This is a genomic window from Microbulbifer sp. SE14 (assembly GCF_059834885.1).
The window spans coordinates 237,419-256,273 of record NZ_JCBAJA010000003.1 but is presented as its reverse complement, the minus strand read 5'-3'; the positions used below and the strand labels follow the sequence as shown (position 1 = coordinate 256,273).

At 65.0% G+C, this 18,855-nt stretch carries 18 protein-coding genes; 12 read left to right on the top strand and 6 right to left on the bottom strand.

Features of this window, described 5'->3' with window-relative positions; genetic code table 11:
• Positions 1-65 precede the first annotated feature (65 nt).
• Positions 66-404, top strand: coding sequence for an iron donor protein CyaY (gene cyaY, locus AC6R19_RS04060; protein WP_500578311.1), 339 nt, complete (start codon positions 66-68; stop codon positions 402-404).
• 99 nt (positions 405-503) lie between these two features.
• On the opposite strand, the gene argH is transcribed toward cyaY, so the two are convergent.
• Positions 504-1,910 (bottom strand): argininosuccinate lyase, encoded by a 1,407-nt coding sequence (argH, locus tag AC6R19_RS04055; RefSeq protein WP_500578309.1) that lies wholly within the window; start codon positions 1,908-1,910, stop codon positions 504-506.
• Positions 1,911-2,000: 90 nt separating this feature from the next.
• Here argH and AC6R19_RS04050 point away from each other — a divergent pair, with 90 nt between their 5' ends.
• Together AC6R19_RS04050 and AC6R19_RS04045 are read left to right on the top strand one after the other, a co-directional pair.
• A complete protein-coding gene (locus tag AC6R19_RS04050) occupies positions 2,001-3,131 on the top strand; it encodes a sensor histidine kinase (protein ID WP_500578307.1) in 1,131 nt (376 codons plus the stop codon).
• Positions 3,128-3,868 carry a LytR/AlgR family response regulator transcription factor gene (locus AC6R19_RS04045; protein WP_500578305.1) on the top strand — a complete coding sequence of 247 codons (741 nt, stop codon included), beginning with the start codon at positions 3,128-3,130 and terminating at the stop codon, positions 3,866-3,868. The genes AC6R19_RS04050 and AC6R19_RS04045 overlap by 4 nt, the downstream gene beginning before the upstream one ends.
• 27 nt (positions 3,869-3,895) lie before the next feature.
• On the opposite strand, the gene AC6R19_RS04040 is transcribed toward AC6R19_RS04045, so the two are convergent.
• The 4 genes from AC6R19_RS04040 to AC6R19_RS04025 form a co-directional block, all read right to left on the bottom strand.
• On the bottom strand, positions 3,896-4,510 hold the full coding sequence (locus AC6R19_RS04040; protein WP_500578304.1) for a LysE family translocator: 615 nt from the start codon (positions 4,508-4,510) through the stop codon (positions 3,896-3,898).
• Between the two features lie 33 nt (positions 4,511-4,543).
• Entirely contained in the window at positions 4,544-5,290 is a 747-nt protein-coding gene (locus AC6R19_RS04035; protein WP_500578302.1) for an SDR family oxidoreductase, read from the bottom strand.
• Positions 5,291-5,349: 59 nt separating this feature from the next.
• Complete coding sequence (locus tag AC6R19_RS04030) at positions 5,350-6,501, bottom strand: PilT/PilU family type 4a pilus ATPase (protein WP_500578300.1); 1,152 nt, start codon at positions 6,499-6,501, stop codon at positions 5,350-5,352.
• Between the two features lie 205 nt (positions 6,502-6,706).
• The gene (locus tag AC6R19_RS04025; RefSeq protein ID WP_500578299.1) at positions 6,707-7,741 is read right to left on the bottom strand and encodes a type IV pilus twitching motility protein PilT; all 1,035 of its coding nucleotides are present in this window, start codon (positions 7,739-7,741) and stop codon (positions 6,707-6,709) included.
• Positions 7,742-7,821: 80 nt separating this feature from the next.
• Here AC6R19_RS04025 and AC6R19_RS04020 point away from each other — a divergent pair, with 80 nt between their 5' ends.
• Entirely contained in the window at positions 7,822-8,520 is a 699-nt protein-coding gene (locus AC6R19_RS04020) for a YggS family pyridoxal phosphate-dependent enzyme (RefSeq protein ID WP_500578298.1), read from the top strand.
• Here the strand turns inward: AC6R19_RS04020 and AC6R19_RS04015 are convergent.
• Complete coding sequence (locus tag AC6R19_RS04015) at positions 8,517-10,556, bottom strand: S9 family peptidase (protein ID WP_500578297.1); 2,040 nt, start codon at positions 10,554-10,556, stop codon at positions 8,517-8,519. The two genes, AC6R19_RS04020 and AC6R19_RS04015, sit on opposite strands and share 4 nt — an antisense overlap.
• 187 nt (positions 10,557-10,743) lie before the next feature.
• Between AC6R19_RS04015 and proC the strand changes: the two genes are divergently transcribed.
• The 8 genes from proC (at position 10,744) to hemW (ending at position 18,806) form a co-directional block, all read left to right on the top strand.
• Complete coding sequence (gene proC, locus AC6R19_RS04010; RefSeq protein WP_500578295.1) at positions 10,744-11,571, top strand: pyrroline-5-carboxylate reductase; 828 nt, start codon at positions 10,744-10,746, stop codon at positions 11,569-11,571.
• A gap of 59 nt (positions 11,572-11,630) precedes the next feature.
• The gene (locus AC6R19_RS04005) at positions 11,631-12,239 is read left to right on the top strand and encodes a YggT family protein (protein WP_500578293.1); all 609 of its coding nucleotides are present in this window, start codon (positions 11,631-11,633) and stop codon (positions 12,237-12,239) included.
• A gap of 131 nt (positions 12,240-12,370) precedes the next feature.
• Positions 12,371-14,335: a dynamin family protein gene (locus AC6R19_RS04000; protein WP_500578291.1), complete on the top strand. Its 1,965-nt coding sequence runs from the start codon at positions 12,371-12,373 to the stop codon at positions 14,333-14,335.
• A gap of 198 nt (positions 14,336-14,533) precedes the next feature.
• Positions 14,534-15,733, top strand: a complete 1,200-nt coding sequence (metX, locus tag AC6R19_RS03995) for a homoserine O-succinyltransferase MetX (protein ID WP_500578290.1) — start codon at positions 14,534-14,536, stop codon at positions 15,731-15,733.
• Complete coding sequence (metW, locus tag AC6R19_RS03990; RefSeq protein WP_500578288.1) at positions 15,734-16,324, top strand: methionine biosynthesis protein MetW; 591 nt, start codon at positions 15,734-15,736, stop codon at positions 16,322-16,324.
• A gap of 64 nt (positions 16,325-16,388) precedes the next feature.
• Positions 16,389-16,841, top strand: coding sequence for a DUF4426 domain-containing protein (locus tag AC6R19_RS03985; RefSeq protein ID WP_500578286.1), 453 nt, complete (start codon positions 16,389-16,391; stop codon positions 16,839-16,841).
• An 83-nt stretch (positions 16,842-16,924) separates the two neighbouring features.
• Complete coding sequence (gene rdgB, locus AC6R19_RS03980; RefSeq protein ID WP_500578285.1) at positions 16,925-17,542, top strand: RdgB/HAM1 family non-canonical purine NTP pyrophosphatase; 618 nt, start codon at positions 16,925-16,927, stop codon at positions 17,540-17,542.
• Complete coding sequence (gene hemW / locus AC6R19_RS03975) at positions 17,535-18,806, top strand: radical SAM family heme chaperone HemW (protein ID WP_500578284.1); 1,272 nt, start codon at positions 17,535-17,537, stop codon at positions 18,804-18,806. The genes rdgB and hemW overlap by 8 nt, the downstream gene beginning before the upstream one ends.
• Positions 18,807-18,855 lie beyond the last annotated feature (49 nt).

Here is an 18,855-nt window from a genome sequence, read left to right as displayed (position 1 = left end):
AAAAGCCTGCTAGTATACCGGCCAACCGGTTTCAGCACAGTACAAGGTAACAGAAGTAACAAATTATGAGCCAAGCGGAATACGATGCGGCCATAGAGCGCACACTGATCGCGATCGAGGATGCACTGGACAATTGCGACTGGGATATCGACTACGAGCGTACCGACGCGGTGCTGACCCTGACGCTGGAAGACAACGGCAGCCAGGTGATCCTCTCGCGCCAGTCCGCCAACCGCGAACTCTGGGTGGCGGCGAAGTCCGGTGGCTATCACCTGACTTTCGACAATACCGGCGTAAAACACGGCTGGAAGTGCACCACCACCGGCGAGGATCTGCCGACGCTGCTGGATCGCGTTTTGTCCGAACAGCAGGGGGAGCCGGTTACTCTCAATCTCGAACTGTAATCCCGCTTGTGGGGGCGAACCTTGTGTTCGCCCTGCCCGGTTCGAAGCGTCGGGCCACGCGGGCGAACGCAAGGTTCGCCCCTACAGGTCAACCGTCTGTTATCGCGAAGCGATCAGCGCTTTCGCCCGCCCACAGGCCTCCCGCACCTGATTCGGCGCTGTGCCGCCGATATGGTCCCGCGCCGCCACCGATCCCTCCAGGGTCAGCACCTCGAACACATCGCCCTCGATCACATCGGAGAACTGCCGCAGCTGCTCCAGGCTCAGCTCCGCCAGGTCTTTTTTCTGCTCTATCGCAAAGGAAACCGACTGGCCGACGATCTCGTGGGCATCGCGGAAGGCCACGCCCCTGCGCACCAGGTAATCCGCCAGGTCGGTGGCGGTGGAGAACCCCCTGGCCGCGGCGGCGAGCATGTTTTCCTTTTTCGCCTTCAGCGCCGGCACCATATCGGCGAAGGCGCGCAGGCAGTCCAGGGCCGTGTCGGCGGCGTCGAACAGTGGCTCCTTGTCCTCCTGGTTGTCCTTGTTGTAGGCCAGCGGCTGGCTCTTCATCAGGGTCAGCAGGGCAATCAGGTGGCCGTTTACGCGGCCGGTCTTGCCGCGCACCAGTTCCGGCACGTCCGGGTTTTTCTTCTGCGGCATGATCGAGGAGCCGGTGCAGAAGCGGTCCGGCAGGTCGATAAAGTCGAACTGGCTGGAGGTCCAGAGCACCAGCTCCTCGCTGGCGCGGCTGAGGTGCGTGAGCAGCAGTGCGGCGAAGGCGCAGAACTCGATCGCGAAGTCCCGGTCGCTGACCGAGTCGAGGGAGTTCTCAGTGGGCGCATCGAAGCCGAGCAGCTCGGCGGTGCGCGCGCGATCGATCGGGTAGCTGGTGCCGGCCAGGGCCGCCGCGCCCAGCGGCGAGCGGTTGACCCGCTTGCGGCAATCCATCAGTCGCTCGTAGTCGCGGCCCAGCATTTCGTTCCAGGCCAGCAGATGGTGGCCGAAGGTTACCGGCTGTGCGGACTGCAGGTGGGTAAAGCCGGGCATGATGGTGTCCGCCTCTCGTTCCGCCAGATCCACCAGGCCGGTCTGCAGGCGGGTCAGCTCCGCGGCTATCCGGTCGATGCGCCCGCGCAGCCACAGGCGTATGTCGGTGGCCACCTGGTCGTTGCGGGAGCGGCCGGTGTGCAGCTTCTTGCCGGTGGCGCCGATGCGGTCGGTCAGGCGCGCCTCGATATTCATATGCACGTCTTCGAGCTGCACGGACCAGGGGAATTCGCCGGCCTCTATCTCCGCGGCTATCTCCTTCAGGCCGTCCTCGATCTGCCGGTACTCGTCCCCGGTCAGGACCCCGACTTCCGACAGCATCTGCGCGTGGGCCAGTGAGCCCTGGATATCCTCCAGCGCCATGCGCTGGTCGAAGTTGACCGAGGCGGTGAACCTTTCCACAAAGGCGTCGGTGGCTTCCGAGAAGCGGCCGCCCCAGAGCTTGGCGGCGGGATTGGAGGTGTTGTCGTTGCTCATGGTGTCCCTGACAGCTGAATGGGTGAAAGGCGGCGGCGCTGGTGGTATCTTCCCGGTCTTATCTCGGGAAAAGCAAGAATAACAAGTGGTATGTCTTCCCCCAGGCCGGCCGGCATTATAACGCAGCAAATTCGCAAAATTGCCGCAAATGGCAAAGATTCTGCGCGCGCGGAGCAAACCCCCTTCCTGCCCGATCTGTGCAGCGTCTCCGCCCTGGCGGCGCTGGTGCTGATGGGTGAACTGCTGGCCCTGGTGCTGGTGCTGGCGGTGGATGGGCTGCGAGCCTTCAACTGGGAGCGCCTGGGGCTGGTCTCCATGACGGTGCAGTGGGTGATACTGTCCTCGGCGGCGCTGCTGTGCCGCCTGCGCCCGCGCCTGGCGCGGCTGCCCCACAAACTGGCCGGCGGCCTCAGCTTCGCCGCGGTGCTGGCCGTGCTGCTGCTGGTGATGGGCGCCCAGCAGTGGTGGCAGGCCTTTCTGTCCCAGTCCCCCTTCGACTACTGGCGCTTCCTCGGCGACAGCCTGCTCGGCGCCATCTGTGCCGGCGTGGTGCTGCGCTACGCCTATGTGCAGCAGCAACTGCATAACCAGCAGCAGGCGGAGCTGGGGGCGCGCATCGATGCGCTGCAGTCGCGCATACGCCCGCACTTCCTTTTCAATAGCATGAACAGCCTCGCCAGCCTGATCGCGATTGACCCCGAGCGGGCCGAGCGACTGGTGGAGGACCTGTCCGCACTCTTCCGCGCCAGCCTCGCCGACTCCCGGCTGGTACCCCTGGGGCAGGAGCTGGCGCTGGCGAAACGCTACCTGCAGATCGAGAACCTGCGCCTGGGTGACAGGCTGCAGACCCGTTGGGAAATCGCCGGCGGACTGGAACAGGTGGAAGTGCCGAGCATGCTGCTGCAGCCGCTGCTGGAAAACGCGATACTGCACGGTGTCGCGCGGCTGCGCCGGGGCGGCGAGATAGTAGTGCGCCTCGGAATCGGCAGTGGCCGCCTGCAGCTGGCCGTCGACAACCCGGTGCCTGAGGGCGAGGCCGCAGCGCGACAGGAGAGCAACGGCATGGCGATGGAGAATATCCGCCAGCGCCTGGCCGCCCACTACGGCGACTGCTTTACCTTCGCCGCCGGCCGCGACGGCGACAGCTACCGGGTGCAATTGCAGCTGCCGATAGCGCAGATAGCTGTGAGGAAAGAGCAGGCAGAGGAGGCATTGGCGTGAATCCGCTGAAAGTCCTGATCGTCGACGACGAACCCCTGGCCCGCGCGCGCCTGGCGCGGCAGCTGCAGGCATTGGACAGCTGTGAGCTGCTGGGCGAGGCGGCCGACGCCGGGGAGGCGCTGGAGCAGGTGGACAGGCTGGATCCGGACCTGGTGCTGCTGGATATCGAAATGCCCGGCGACAACGGCCTGGAACTGGCGCGCCGCCTGTCGCAACTGGAACTGCCGCCAGCGCTGATCTTCTGCACCGCCCACGACGAATTCGCCCTGCCGGCCTTCGCCACCGCCGCTGCCGGCTACCTGCTGAAGCCGGTCAGCGCCCAGCAGCTGGGCGAGGCGATTGCGAAGGTGCAGCGGCTCAGCAAACCGCAGCAGCAACTGCTGCAGCGCGGGGGAGACTCCAGGGGCCGCAGCCGCATCAAGGCGGTCAGCCGCCGCGGCGTGGAGCTGGTGGAAGTGGATTCCATCCGCTGCTTTGTCGCCGACAGCAAATACGTGGTCGCCCACCACGCCGGCGGTGAGACGATCCTGGACGAGTCGCTGAAGGAGCTGGAGGGCGAATTCGGCCAGCGCTTCGTGCGGGTGCACCGCAATGCGCTGGTAGCGGTGGCGTTTATCAGCGGACTGCGCAAAGAGGGTGGCAACTGCCGGGTAGAACTCAGCGGTGTTGCCGAACAGCCGCTGGTCAGCCGGCGTATGCTGCCTTCGGTCAAGGCGCTGCTCGAGGCCCTGGCCTGATTTGCCCGGGGCGCTTTCGAAAGAGCCTCAGGCCCTCGCGGCCAAAACAGCCCCGCCGCCTATAAGCACGCTGCCCCCTACCAGATTGACCGAACGGCTCGATGCCGATTTTTTCAGCAGGGCGCTGGCCCTGGCTGCCAGGAAGGCGTAGCCGAGCATCACTCCGCCGACCGACAGGGCCGTGACCAACAGTATCGCGAGTACATCGGTGATGGTAATGCTGGCCATATCCAAAAATGTGGGAAAGAAGCTCACATAAAACAGGATGGCCTTGGGGTTGCCGAGGGTGGTGAGCAGGCCTACCAGCAGATTGGACAGGTAGGAGGTGTCTCTGACGCCCTCGATTTCTCCGGTTCCCGCGGGCGACCTGATCAACTTGATCCCCAGCCATACCAAATAGGCTGCGCCCAGGTACTTGATGACAGTAAACACGCCCCCCATGGTCTCCGCGATGATACTCAAGCCGGATAGGCAAAGCAGGATAAATACGTAGTCTCCCAGCACTATCCCGAGCGCAGTCACCGCGCCGTGGGGGAGGCCCGAGGTCATGGAGCGCGCAGCCACGACGATAACGCCCGGCCCGGGGATCACCGCCAGTATAAACATGGCACCAAAGAGGGTAAGGGCACCGGTAATAGTCATGGCCTTTTCTCGGCTATTGAATACGGACTGGAATTACCTGCCGCCGGCTATTTCGATAAACGAGCCGGTCACATAGGACGCTTCATCGCCGAGCAGCCAGGCTATGGCTGCCCCTACTTCCTCCGGTCGACCGCCGCGCCCCAGGGGAATATTGGCTTTAACCCGCTCGACCCTGTCCGGCTCACCGCCGTCCGCGTGCATTTCGGTATCGATAAAACCGGGCCTCACGCCGTTGGCCCTGATACCCTCATCCGCGACTTCCTTGCTGAGCCCGATGGTCAGTGTATCCACGGCACCTTTTGTCGCCGCGTAGTCGATATATTCATTGGGTGCACCGAGGCGGCTGGCCGCGGAGGACACATTGACGATGGCGCCGCCGCTGCCTCCACGCTTTGTCGACATGCGCCTGATCGCTTCGCGACAGCAGAGCAGGGTGCCGGTGACATTGGTGTGCAAGAGCCGGTGGATCCGCTCCGCGGTCATATCCTCCACGCGCATCTGCGGCAGCAGTATGCCGGCATTGTTGACCAGGGCGGTGAGCGGACCCAGGCGGGCATCGACTTCGCGGAAGAGCCGCTCGATATCCGACTCAACAGAAATATCCGCGCGCACCGCGATAGCGTTGATGCCGTATGTGCGCAATTCTCCGGCCAGGGCCTCGGCGGTCTCCTCGCGCTGGCGGTAGTTGATGCAGAGATGATAGCCGCGTTCGGCCAGCAGCCGCGTGGTGGCAGCGCCTATGCCGCGGCTGCCGCCGGTAATTATCGCTATTTTTTTCATTGGTGGATCGGCTAAAACGAAGTGCCGGGCCGCAAGGGGCCCGGAACCGGAAGCGTGAATCAGTAAAGCTGCGGCCCGCCGTCGCCGTACTCGGAGTCGTTCTGCAGGCTCAGCTCCCCCGCCGCGCTGTTCAGGTACTCGGCGTCCGATTCGGACTTGAGCTTGATCATCAGGCGCAGGTCGTTGGCGGAGTCGGCGTGGGCGAGGGCGTCCTCGTAGGTGATCTCGCCGCGGTCGTAGAGTTCGTACAGGGCCTGGTCGAAGGTCTGCATGCCCTGCTCGTTGGAGCGCTTCATCAGCTCCTTCATCTTGTGCACCTCGCCCTTGCGGATCAGGTCAGACATCAGCGGGGTGTTGATCATGATCTCGAGACAGGCGCGGCGGCCGTCGCCGTCCGGGGTGGGCACCAGCTGCTGGGCGACCATGGCCTTCAGGTTCAGGGACAGGTCCATGAACAGCTGCTGGTGGCGGTCCGCCGGGAAGAAGTGGATGATGCGGTCAATGGCCTGGTTGGCGTTGTTGGCGTGCAGGGTGCAGAGGCACAGGTGGCCGGTTTCGGCGAAGGCGATGGCGTGGTCCATGGTCTCGCGGGAGCGCACCTCGCCGATCAGTATCACGTCCGGCGCCTGGCGCAGGGTGTTCTTCAGGGCCACCTCGAAGGACTCGGTGTCCAGGCCCACCTCGCGCTGGGTGACGATGCAGCCGCGGTGCTGGTGCACGAATTCGATCGGGTCCTCGATGGTGATGATATGGCCCTTGGAGTTCTCGTTGCGGTGGCCGATCATCGATGCCAGCGAGGTGGACTTACCGGTACCGGTGGCGCCGACGAAGATGATCAGGCCGCGCTTGGTCATCGCCAGGTCCTTGAGCACGTCCGGCAGGCCGAGGCCGTCGACGGTGGGGATCTTGGTCTCGATGCGGCGCAGCACCATGCCCACCAGGTTGCGCTGGAAAAACGCCGAGACCCGGAAGCGGCCGGTGTTGCGCACGGCGATGGCGAAGTTCAGTTCCTTCTTCTCGGCGAATTCGCGCCGCTGCTTCTCGTTCATGATGCCGACCACCAGCTCGCGCGCCTTCTCCGGCGTCAGCGCGGTGCTGCTGGCGGGGACCACCTTGCCGTGCACCTTGATGGACGGCGGTACGCCGGCGGTGATGAAGAGGTCGGATGCGCCTTTCTCGACGACCAGTTGCAGGAGTCTTTCGATTTCCATTGTTGTTACCGCTTGTTATTCGTTTGTGGTGGCGGGCCTGCGGCCCTAGCCCTCTCCCCCGACCCCTCTCCCGCAAGCGGGAGAGGGGAGCTAATCTTTTGGACTTTGTCAGGCGGAAGCGCTCTACGATTTTCTCGAGTCCCGAGTCCCGAGTCCCGAGTCCCGAGTCCCGAGTCCCGAGTCCCGAGTCCCGAGTCCCGAGTCCCTAGAAATTCTCCGGCATCTTGGCCTTCTCGCGCGCGACTTCGCGGGTGATGATGCGCTTGTCCACCAGTTCCTGCAGGCACTGGTCCATGGTCTGCATGCCGACGCTGGCGCCGGTCTGGATGGCGGAGTACATCTGCGCCACCTTGTCCTCGCGGATCAGGTTCCTGATCGCCGGGGTGCCGCGCATGATCTCGTGGGCGGCCACGCGGCCGCCGCCGTTCTTCTTCAGCAGCGTCTGTGAGATCACCGCCTGCAGGGATTCCGACAGCATGGAGCGCACCATGGCCTTCTCCTGGGCCGGGAATACGTCCACGACCCGGTCGATGGTCTTGGCGGCGGAGGTGGTGTGCAGGGTGCCGAACACCAGGTGGCCGGTCTCGGCGGCGGTCAGGGCCAGGCGGATGGTCTCCAGGTCGCGCAATTCGCCCACCAGGATGATGTCCGGGTCCTCACGCAGGGCCGAGCGCAGTGCCTCGGCGAAGCCGTGGGTGTCCCGGTGCACCTCGCGCTGGTTCACCAGGCACTTCTTGGACTCGTGCACGAATTCGATCGGGTCCTCGATGGTGAGGATGTGCTCGTACTTGTTGTCGTTGATGTAGTCCATCATCGCCGCCAGGGTGGTGGACTTGCCGGAGCCGGTGGGGCCGGTGACCAGCACCAGGCCGCGGGGGGTGTCGGAGATCTGCTTGAACACCTGGCCCATGCCCAGGTCTTCCATCGTCAGCACCTTGGACGGAATGGTCCGGAAGACGGCGCCGGCGCCGCGGTTGTGGTTGAAGGCATTGACCCGGAAGCGCGCCACGCCGGGCACCTCGAAGGAGAAGTCGGTCTCCAGGAACTCCTCGTAGTCCTTGCGCTGCTTGTCGTTCATGATCTCGTAAATCAGGCCGTGTACCTGCTTGTGCTCCATCGGCGGCAGGTTGATGCGGCGCACGTCGCCGTCTACGCGGATCATCGGCGGCAGGCCGGCGGACAGGTGTAAGTCGGAGGCGTTCTGTTTGGCGCTGAAGGCGAGGAGTTCTGTGATATCCATACTGCTACCTTATTGTTCTGCTGTGACTCGCGTAGAATGCGCGTCCACACTTATTTGAGTGCCAGGTCGGACCCCAGTATATGCGCAAAGCGGAGATCACCGAAAACCTCAGTGCCGTTCGTGAGCGGATCGTCACAAGCTGCGCCGCCTGTGGCCGCGATCCGGCCACTGTGACCCTGCTGGCAGTGTCCAAGACCCGCCCGGCCGGCGACCTGCGCGAGGCTTTCGAGGCCGGCCAGCGCCACTTCGGCGAGAACTACCTGCAGGAGGCGCTGGAGAAGCAGGGAGAGCTGGCGGACCTCGCGGACAAGGGGTTGTGCTGGCATTTCATCGGCCCGCTGCAGTCGAACAAGACCCGCGCGGTGGCCGATTCATTTCACTGGCTGCACACGGTGGAGCGGCTGAAGACAGCCCGGCGCCTGTCGGAGCAGCGCCCGGCGGGCATGCCGCCGCTGAATATCTGCCTGCAGGTGAATATCGACCGGGAGGAGAGCAAGTCCGGGGTGACCCCGGACGAGTTGCCGGCACTGGCGGCGGCGGTGGCGCAACTGCCCAACCTCAGCCTGCGCGGGCTGATGGCCATACCGGCGCCGCGGGAGGCGGGGCAGCACCGCCCCTTCGCGCAGCTGGCGCAGCTGCTGCGGCAGCTGCGCGACCAGTTGCCGGGCCAGCCCCTGGACACGCTGTCCATGGGCATGTCCGGCGATATGGAGGCGGCCATCGAGTGCGGTGCCACCATCGTCAGGATCGGCACCGACATCTTCGGTCGCCGCGACTAGGGCGCAAGCTCCGCCGATTGCATCACTTCAACGCCTGATTCCTTCCAACTGGCCACCGGTTCGGCCAGCAGATGCTCGGAGAGGAAGAGGGCGGTGGCCTGGGCGAAGAGATCGCGGTTCTCCTTCTTGCGGTAGCCGTGCCCCTCGTTCAGCGCGTTCATATACCAGACCGGCTTGCCGCCCTCGCGCAGCGCGGCCACTATCTGCTCCGCCTCGCTCACCGGTACCCGCGGATCGTTCTCGCCCTGGGCGACGAAGATGGGCACGCGGATCCTGTCCACATTGTTGCTGGGACTGATTTTGTCCAGGAAGGCGCGCATATCCGCATCCCGCTCATCCCCGTACTCCACCCGGCGCAGGTCGCGGCGGTAGTCGCGGGTGTTGGTCAGGAAGGTGACGAAGTTGGAGATGCCGACTATGTCCACCGCGGCACTCAGCCGCTCGCTGTAGTGCATGGCGCTGGCCAGCACCATATAGCCGCCGTAGCTGCCGCCGAACACCGCCACCCGCTCGCCGTCCAGGTCCGGCTGGGTGTCTATCCAGTCCAGCAGGGCGCCTATATCCCGCACCGAGTCCTCGCGCTGGTAGCCGTTGTCGAGCGCCACATAGGTCTTGCCGTAGCCGGCGGAGCCGCGCACATTCGGCGCTATGACCGCGACGCCCAGCTTCTGCAGCCACAGCTGGTAGGTGCTGCTGAAATAGGGCCGGTACTGGGCTTCGGGGCCGCCGTGGATGGAGATGACCACCGGTACCGGGCCCTTGGCATTGCGCGGGCGGTAGACGAAGGCGGGTATCTGCCGCGGCTCGTCGTTTACCTTGTCGAAAGTCGGGTAGTGCACCAGCTCCGGCTCGACGAACTTGTCGGTGTCCAGTCCGCCCACCTCGCTCGCGGTCCAGCGCTGCAGTTCGCCGGCGCGCAGCGGGTTGCGGCGCAGTTCGAGCACGAAGGTGTCGGTGGGGGTCCTGGGGGTGTTGATGGACAGCGCCAGCCTCTCGCCTTCGGCGTCGAACTCCAGGCCGCCGATCACGCCGATCGGCAGGCTGTCCACCTTGCGGTAGCGGAAGTTGCGCGGGTCGAACAGGTACAGCTTGTCCACACCGTTCTCGTTGACGGTGAAGGCGCCGCGGCGCTTGTCGGCGCTGAGCGCCAGGGCGGTGATATCCCAGGGGATATCCGCGGTGATGACCTTCTCCTCACCGGAGGCGATGTCGCGGTGGATCAGCTGCGCGAACTCGCCGTTGCGGTCGCTGACATAGAAGACGCCGTCACTGCCGAAGTCCATGGCGTAGTTGCGCGACTCGCCGTCGCTGTCCCCGGCGAGTGGGGTCAGTTCACCGCCGTCCAGGTCGAGCAGGTGCACCAGCGAGTTGGTGGAGGAGATGTACTGCTGCACCAGCAGCCGGCGGTTGTCGGCGCTGAAGGCGATGGGGCCCCACCAGCTGCCGTCCGGCGATTCCAGGGCCAGGGTGCTGCTGTGGCCGCGGTCGGAGAAGCGGGTGATCCACAGGTCGTTGGACCTGCCGTTGCGACGGGTGCTCTGGTAAGCGAGCAGCCGGCCGTCGTCGCTCCAGGCCATGGCGCCGTTGCGGGACTCGCCGTCGGTGATCATGCGGCTGCTGCCGCTGGCGGGATCGAACAGGAATATCTGTGTGTCCTCGCTGCCGCCGGCATCCATGGTGAAGGCCACTTCGGGGAACCGGGGCCGCGGGCTGATCTGGCCGACGGGTTCGCGGAAGAAGGTCAGCTGCCGGCGGGCACCGCCGGGCTGGTCCACCCGGTGCAGCTGGTCCACTTCGCCGAAGCGGGTGGAGATATAGAGACCTTCCTCTCCCTCGACCCAGCCCCGAAAGGCCGCGGCGCGCACGTTCTGGTAGCGGTTGAGATCCCCGGCGAGGGACTCGGGTATCGGCGGGATATCCTCCATCACCAGGTTGCCGTTGTTGAGGATGCGGCTCTCCACCGCGGCGAGTGACAGGCCGGCGGCGCCCAATCCCAGGGCGAGCGCCAGCCAACTGAGGGGTCTGGACTTGTTCATCTGCGTTCCTTGTTATTGTGGATTCGCGACCTCATAGTAGAAGCCGCCGGTGGCGACGCCAGCGGTTTGCGGCCAGCCGTGTCCCGGCAGAGGTAAAAAGGGGCAAAAGGCCGCCAGGTTTTTATTTGTCCGCGACCCCATCCATAATTTGCTGCAGCTCGATTAGCGCAGCCTGACAGAGGTAACAGTGACAGAACCGAAGATGGTATTTATCGGCGGTGCCGGCAATATGGCTGGCGCGGTGATCGGGGGGCTGCTGGCCAGCGGCTACCCGGCGGACAAGATCGTCGCCACCGGCCGCGACGAGCAGAAACTCGCGGACTTCGCCGCGCGCACCGGCGTGCAGGTGAGTACCGACAACACTGCGGCAGTGGCGGACACCGATGTGCTGGTGCTGTCGGTGAAGCCGCAGGTGATGAAGGAACTGTGCGAATCCCTGGCCTCAATAGTGAGTGAGCGCAAACCCCTGGTGATCACCCTGGCCGCGGGCATCCCGCTGGTCGCCTATCAGCGCTGGCTGGGCGCCGGTGTGCCGATAGTGCGCGCCATGCCCAACACCCCGGCGCTGGTGGGCACCGGGGTGACCGGTCTCTATGCCGGCGCGGGCGTCAGCGGAGTGCAGAAGCAGATAGCCACACAGATGGCGGAGGCGGTGGGCATCGCCCTCTGGGTCGAGGAGGAGTCCGGCATAGACCAGGTGATCGCCGTGTCCGGCTCCGGCCCCGCCTACTATTTCCAGTTTATGGAGTCGATGATCGACGCGGCGGAGAAGGCCGGCATGAAGCGCGCCGACGCCGAGCGGCTCACCTTGCAAACCGCCCTGGGGGCGGCGAAACTGGCCGTCGCCAGCGATGTGGACGTGGCCCAGCTGAAGCGCAACGTCATGTCCCCGAACGGCACCACCGAGCGGGCGATAAAACGCTTCCAGAGCGGCGGCCTGCCGGAGCTGGTGGAACAGGCCATGGGCGACTGCGCCGCGCGCGCGGCGGAGATGGCGAAAGAACTGGATAAATAGCAAACACTACCCGGCGGCGCGCCCGCGCCGCAGTCCTGTCACCCCGGAAAGGAATTTCGATGGTCAACACCTTCAGTAACATTGGCGTTTTCCTGCTCGCCACACTGGGCATTCTCTACCTGTTCGCGGTGCTGCTGCGCTTCCTGCTGCAGCTGGCGCGGGCCGACTTCTACAACCCCATCTCCCAGGGTATCGTCAAGGTAACCAACCCGCTGCTGCTGCCGCTGCGCAAGGTGGTGCCGGGGTTCCTCGGCGTGGACATGGCATCGGTGGTGCTGGCCATCCTGGTGGGCTGGGCGATGATCATCGGCTGCGGCCTGCTGGCCGGCGTCGGCCTGTTCAACCCGCTCTCGGCGCTGCTGTGGTCGCTGATCGGCTGCGTCACGACCGTCATCGCCATCGCCTTCGTCGGCCTGCTGATCTCCATCGTCTTCAGCTGGATAGCGCCCCACAGCGGCCACCCGGCGCTGCTGCTGCTGCGCCAGCTGCTGGAGCCCTTCTGCGCGCCGGTGCGCAAACTGATTCCGCCGCTGGGCATGATCGATATCAGCCCCATCTTCGTGTTTATCCTGCTGACGGTGGCGGACAAGCTGCTGTTCGGTTTCGCGCAAATGGCCAATATGCCCGCCTTCGTCTACGGCCTCTTCTGGCATATCCCCGGCTTCTGATTCGACGCCGCGTCCTTTTCCCGCGCACTGGGTCGCAACATTTGCGGCCCGGCGCTTCTATAATCCCCGCCGTTGGCCGACAATAGCCGGCTTAAAATTCGCGTGCAGTAGATAAAAAGAACACCAATTACATGGAAGACGCCATCTTGCGCCAGCATATCGCCGACTACGACCGCTGGAAAAAGGCCCTGGATCGCCAGTTTGCCAGCTTCAACACCTGGCTCCGGGAGCACTTCCCCAACTCCGCCGGCGCGCGCCAGGTACTACAGCAGGCCCGCGCACTGCTCGCCGAGGACCAGTTCACCCTGGCTTTGGTGGGAGAGTTCTCCCGTGGCAAGACCGAGTTGATCAACGCGCTGCTGTCCCACACCTATGGCAAACGGCTGCTGCCGTCCAAGCCCGGGCGCACCACCATGTGCCCCACCGAGATCTTCAGCGACGGCAGCGAGCAGGCCAGCCTGCGCCTGCTGCCGATAGAGACACTGGCCACCAACACCAGCCTGGAGAGTTTCCGCCGCATACCGCAGAAGTGGGTGACTTGCGAGTTCGATGCCGAGGACGCGGATGCGACTCGCGAGGCGCTGATGAAGGTCGCCGCCTGCAAGGCGGTGACCCCGGAGGAGGCGGCGCGCTACGGTTTCGACCGCCGCCACCTGGATGGCAAGGGCAAGCTGGTGGAGATTCCGGCCTGGCGCTACGCGCTTATCTGCCTGCCGCACCCGCTGCTGTCCCAGGGGCTGCGCATCATCGACACCCCGGGACTGAACGCGCTGGGCAACGAGCCGGAGCTGACGCTCTCCACCCTGCCCAGTGCCCAGGCAGTGGCCTTCCTGCTGGCGGCGGACGCCGGTGTCAGCGGCACCGACCTGAACATGTGGGAGACCCACCTGGTGCCCCTGCGCGAACACCGCGGCACCGCGGTGATGGCGCTGCTGAACAAGATTGACGCCCTCTGGGACGACCCGGAGGAAGACGCCGGCCTGCTCCTGCGGCGCATGCGCGCCCAGGTGGCCAAGCTGCTCGACCTGCCGCAGGAGAGCGTGGTGGGAGTGTCGGCGAAGAAGGCGCTGCTGGCGCGGGCGCAGCAGGACCCGGAGCTGCTGCAGATGAGCCGCTTCGCCGAATTCGAGAACCTGCTGGTGCAGCGCCTGATGGAGCACCGACAGAAGGTGGCGGAGCACCGCTCCCTGCACCAGGCCCTGACCCTGATGGCGGACACCCGCGATCTGCTCAAGCGCCGCCTCAACAGCGGCCGCGCCGCCCTGACTCACCTGCAGCGCAACAGTACAACCAGCTCCGAGCAACTGGCCGAACTGGCCCAGCTGCAGCAGACGGTGCGCGAGCAGCATAAGCTCTGCCACCAGGAACTGCTGACCCTGAAGTCCAGCCAGCGCATGCTGTCCCGCCAGCGTGCCTCGCTGATGGCGCCGGTGTCCAGCCAGCAGCTGCAGCAGCTGATCGACGAGACCAGCCGCGCCCTGCACGAGCGCTGGACACCGCTGGGGCTGGCCAGGGCCATCGACGGCTTTATGGAGGGGGTGGATCACCAGATGGCCAACCTGGAGCGGGAGGTGGTGCAGGCCAACCGCCTGGTGGACGCCATCTTTGAGCGCTCCAGCCTCGGCAACAAGGAGGCCCACGAGCAGTATTTCAATATCCACAGCTTTCGTGTCGCGCTGCGCGGCCTGCACCGCCAGGCGGCACAGCTGCGGCGCTCGCCGCAGCTGCTGTTGGCGCGCCGCAACCGCCTCACCGAGCGCTTCCTGGCCACACTGGCCAGCGAGGTGGGCCGTCTTTACAGCCAGTTGATCTCCGCCACCGACGGCTGGCTGGACCTGGCGCTGGAGCCGCTGAAGCAGCATGTGCAGTACCAGAAGCACCTGCTCAACCGGCACCTGATCAAGCTGACCGAACTGAAGCAGAAGACCCAGAGCAAGCGTACCGACCTGCGCGCGCTGGAGGAGGAGATACTGCGCAACGACAGCGCCCTGGCGGCTCTGGAGGATCTGCTGCGCCAGAGCAGCTCCGCGCCCCAGCCACTGGCGCCGGCGCCCCGGGCCGACAATGTCACGCCGCTGAAAAAGGCCCCGGCGTAGAATCGGGACTCGGAGCCGTAGGAGCGGCCGTTGGCCGCGATCGGACTTTGGGGGAACCCGGACTTCAATCGCGGCCAACGGCCGCTCCTACAGGGTGCCGCCAGCCGGCGCCCAAATTTGTATTCCGCCATCCCGCTCCCGTAAACTTCCCTGTCTCCCATCCGTTTACACCCGTTTGATCCGGAAGCCACAACCGCCTTGTCCACGGAAAAAGTTTCACCAGCACCCGCCGCCCGCGATGTCGCCGAGCCAGGCTCCGTCGGAATCGTGGTGCCGCAGAGCCACACCTTCAGCGAACCGCTGGAGCTGGCCTGCGGGCGCAGCCTGAAAGACTACACCCTGGTCTACGAGACCTACGGCGAACTGAATACGGCCAGGAGCAACGCGGTGCTGATCTGCCACGCCCTGTCCGGCCATCACCACGCCGCCGGCCGCCACAGCCCCGACGACAAGCGCCCCGGCTGGTGGGACCACTACATAGGCCCCGGCAAGCCGATCGATACCGACAAGTTCTTCGTCGTCTCGCTGAACAACCTGGGCGGCTGCCACGGCTCCACCGGCCCGGCCTCGATCAATCGGTCGACCGGCAGGCCCTGGGGTCCGGATTTCCCGCCACTGCGCGTGCGGGACTGGGTGCACAGCCAGGCGCGCCTGGCGGACCTGCTCGGCATAGAGCAGTGGGCCGCGGTGGTGGGCGGCAGTCTCGGCGGCATGCAGGCGATGCGCTGGTCGCTGGAGTACCCCGGGCGGCTGCGCCACTGCGTGGTGATCGCCTCGGCGATGAAACTGTCCGCGCAGAACATCGCCTTCAACGAGACGGCCCGCCAGGCGATCACCTCGGATCCGGACTTCTGCGGCGGCCGCTACCTGGAGCAGGGCAAGCTGCCGCGCCGCGGCCTGGCGGTGGCGCGCATGATCGGGCATATCACCTATCTGTCCGACGACGGCCTGGGCAGGAAATTCGGCCGCGAGCTGCGCTCGGGTACTTTCAGCCTGGGAACGGACGAAGAGGTGGAATTCCAGGTGCAGAGCTACCTGCGCTACCAGGGCGACACCTTCTCCAACAGCTTCGACCCCAACACCTATATCCTGATGACCCGCGCGCTGGACTATTTCGACCTGGCGCGGGAATACGGCGACGACCCGGTGGCGGCCTTCTCCCACGCCAGGTGCAGGTTCCTGCTGCTCTCCTTCACCTCCGACTGGCGCTTCGCCCCGGAGAGGTCCCGGGAGATCGCCGATGCGCTGATGCACGCCAATGTGCCGGTCAGCTATGCCGAGATAGAGTCCGCCATGGGCCACGACGCCTTCCTGCTGCCCAACGAACGCTACCAGCGGGTGTTCAGCGCCTATATGAACGGCGTGGCAGCCGAATGCCGAAAAGGGGAGGGCCGCTGAATGCGTGTCGACTTGGATGTGATCCAGGAATGGATAGCGCCGCGGAGCCGGGTGCTCGACCTGGGCTGCGGCGACGGCGAACTGCTGGAACAGCTGGGCAGGAACAGGCAGGTCAGCGGCTACGGTCTGGAGATAGATCCCGAACAGATAGAGCGCTGCCTGGAGCGCGGCGTCAGCGTGGTGGAGCAGAACCTGGACAAGGGTCTGGGCAACTTTGCCGACGACAGCTTCGACACGGTGGTCATGACCCAGGCGCTGCAGACGCTGCGCCAGCCGCACCTGGTGGTGCGGGAGATGCTGCGGGTGGGGCGCGAGTGCATCATCACCTTCCCCAACTTCGGCCAGTGGAAGGCGCGCTGGCACCTGGCGTTTTCCGGGCGCATGCCGGTGTCGGACTTATTACCTTACGAATGGTACGACACGCCCAACATTCACTTTTGTACTTTCCGCGACTTCGAGGTGCTCTGCCGCGAGAACAACTGGACTATCGTCCACCGCCAGGTAGTATCCGAGTCCGGGTTGGGAGCGGCCCTCAAGGATTTTCTGCCCAACCTGTTCGGCGAGACGGCGATCTACCACCTGACTCGCTAAACTAAAAAAACAGTACAGGCAATCGGGCGCCAGCCGCGTCAATGCCGAATACAGGAGGTGAACCGTGAAACGCATCCTAGCCGCAGCCGCCGCAGTGGCGCTGCTCCTGTGGGCCGCCAGCGCCGCCGCGCAGGAGGCCAAGGTCATCAAGAGCCACGAGGACTTCGGCGACTACCGGGTGATCTACACGGTCTTCAACAGCGAATTCATCAAGCCGGAAATCGCACAGGCCTACCAGCTGGCGCGCGCCAAGGACCGGGCCTTCGTCAACGTGTCGGTGGTGGAAAAGGCGGGCGGCAAGCACGGCCTGGCCGCGGAGATGTCCGGCACCGCCACCAACCTGATCCAGCAGTCGCGGCCGCTGAAATTTATCGAGATCCGCGAGGGCGAGGCCGTCTACTACCTGGCGCCGCTACGCTTCGAGGACGAGGAGACGCTCACTTTCAATATCGATGTGAAGCTGCCCGACGGCAGGAGCGAGACTATCAATTTCCGGCGTAAACTGGAAAAAGACTGAAGAAAGCTGCAGTGAAAATGGCGGCAAAGGCGGGCGCTCGGCGCTCGCTTTTTATATAAGCGATAGTGATTCAGAGATTTGGTGTGAAGAAAATCGTACTGGCCAGCGGCAACGCCGGCAAGCTCCGCGAGTTTTCGCAGCTGTTTGCCAACTGGGATATCGAGGTGGTGCCCCAGTCGGAGTTTGGTGTCAATGACGCCGAGGAAACGGGGCTGAGTTTTATCGAGAATGCCCTGATCAAGGCGCGCCACGCCAGCCGCATCAGCGGCCTGCCGTCACTGGCGGACGACTCGGGCCTGGCCGTGGACGCCCTCGGCGGCGCGCCGGGCATCTACTCCGCCCGCTACGCCGGCCCCGGTGCCACCGATGCGGAGAACAACCGCAAGCTACTCGAGGCGCTGGAGGATGTGCCCGACGAGCGGCGCACCGCCGCTTTCCACTGCGCCCTGGCCTTTGTGCGCAGTTGCGACGACCCTGTGCCGCTGGTGTGCAGCGCCCGCTGGCGAGGGCGCATCCTGCATGAGCCCCGCGGCGAGCAGGGGTTCGGCTATGACCCCCTCTTTTATGTCGAATCCCAGGGAATGACCTCCGCGCAGCTGGCGCGGGAGGTGAAAAACCAGCTCAGCCACCGCGCCCAGGCGGTGCGGCAATTCGAGGTCATGTGGCGCGAGCAGATGCAGGACGGGGCCGGGCTTGACTGAATCCGCCCTGCAGCTGCCGCCGCTCAGCCTCTATGTGCATATCCCCTGGTGCGTGCGCAAATGCCCCTACTGCGACTTTAATTCCCATGCCGCCTCTCACGGTAGCGGTCCCGATTCCCATGAGGCGGTCGGCCCCCACTCCTCCGGCTACGGCCTGCCGGAAGTGGAGTACGTGGCACAGCTGCGGCGAGACCTGGCGAGCCAACTGCCCTGGGTGCAGGGGCGCAGGCTGCAGTCGATCTTTTTCGGCGGCGGTACCCCGAGCCTCTTTTCCCCGGCGGCCATCGGCGCAATCCTCCAGGCGGCGGAAAATGCGATCGGTTTCGCCGGCGATATTGAGATCACACTGGAAGCCAACCCCGGCACCTTCGAGCAGGAGAAGTTCTCCGGCTACCGCGCCGCCGGGGTCAATCGCCTTTCCATCGGCGTGCAGAGTTTCGACCCGCGCCAGCTCGAGAATCTGGGCCGTATCCACAGCGGCGAGGAGGCCGAAACCGCGCTGGGCATGGCGCGCCGGGCTGGTTTCGACAACATCAACTTGGACCTGATGCATGGCCTGCCGGAGCAGACCGAGGAAGAGGCGCTCGCGGACCTGGAGCGCGCCGTGTCCCTGGGCCCGGAACATATCTCCTGGTACCAGCTGACGATAGAGCCCAATACCGCCTTCTACAGCGCGCCGCCGGTCACTCCGGGATCCAGGCTGATCGCCAGCATGCAGGGCAGCGGGCGCGAATACCTGGCGTCCCGGGGCTACGTCCGCTACGAGGTGTCCGCCTACGGCGGTGCCGGGCTGGAGTCGCGCCACAACCTGAACTACTGGTCTTTCGGCGACTATCTGGGCATAGGTGCCGGTGCCCACGGCAAGGTGACCCTGCCGGAGGAGCCTTCAGCGCATGGAAAGGGGCGGATACTGCGCAGCCGCCGCACCCGCGCACCGCGGCACTATCTATCAGGCAGCCCGGGCGCTTTATCCGGGGGATCGGGCAAGGTTATCCACAGTGAGCTGGCGCCCCCCCATTGCGACGAAATCGAGCGGGAGGATCTGCCTCTGGAGTTCCTGATGAATGCCCTGCGCCTGGTGGACGGAGTGCCGATCGACACCTTCGGTCGCTACACCGGCCTGCCGCTGGCAGCGTTGCAGCGCCAGTGGCCGTCGCTGCAGGCGATGGAACTGGTGCAGCCGCTGGAGCGGCGTATCGCTGCCAGCGCCTTCGGCTTCGACTATCTTGATGAGATCCTGCAGCGTTTTCTCGAGCAGCCGTGAGCGGGCCTTGAAAGCCGCTGACGCAGCCCCCATCTAGCGGAAAACGCCT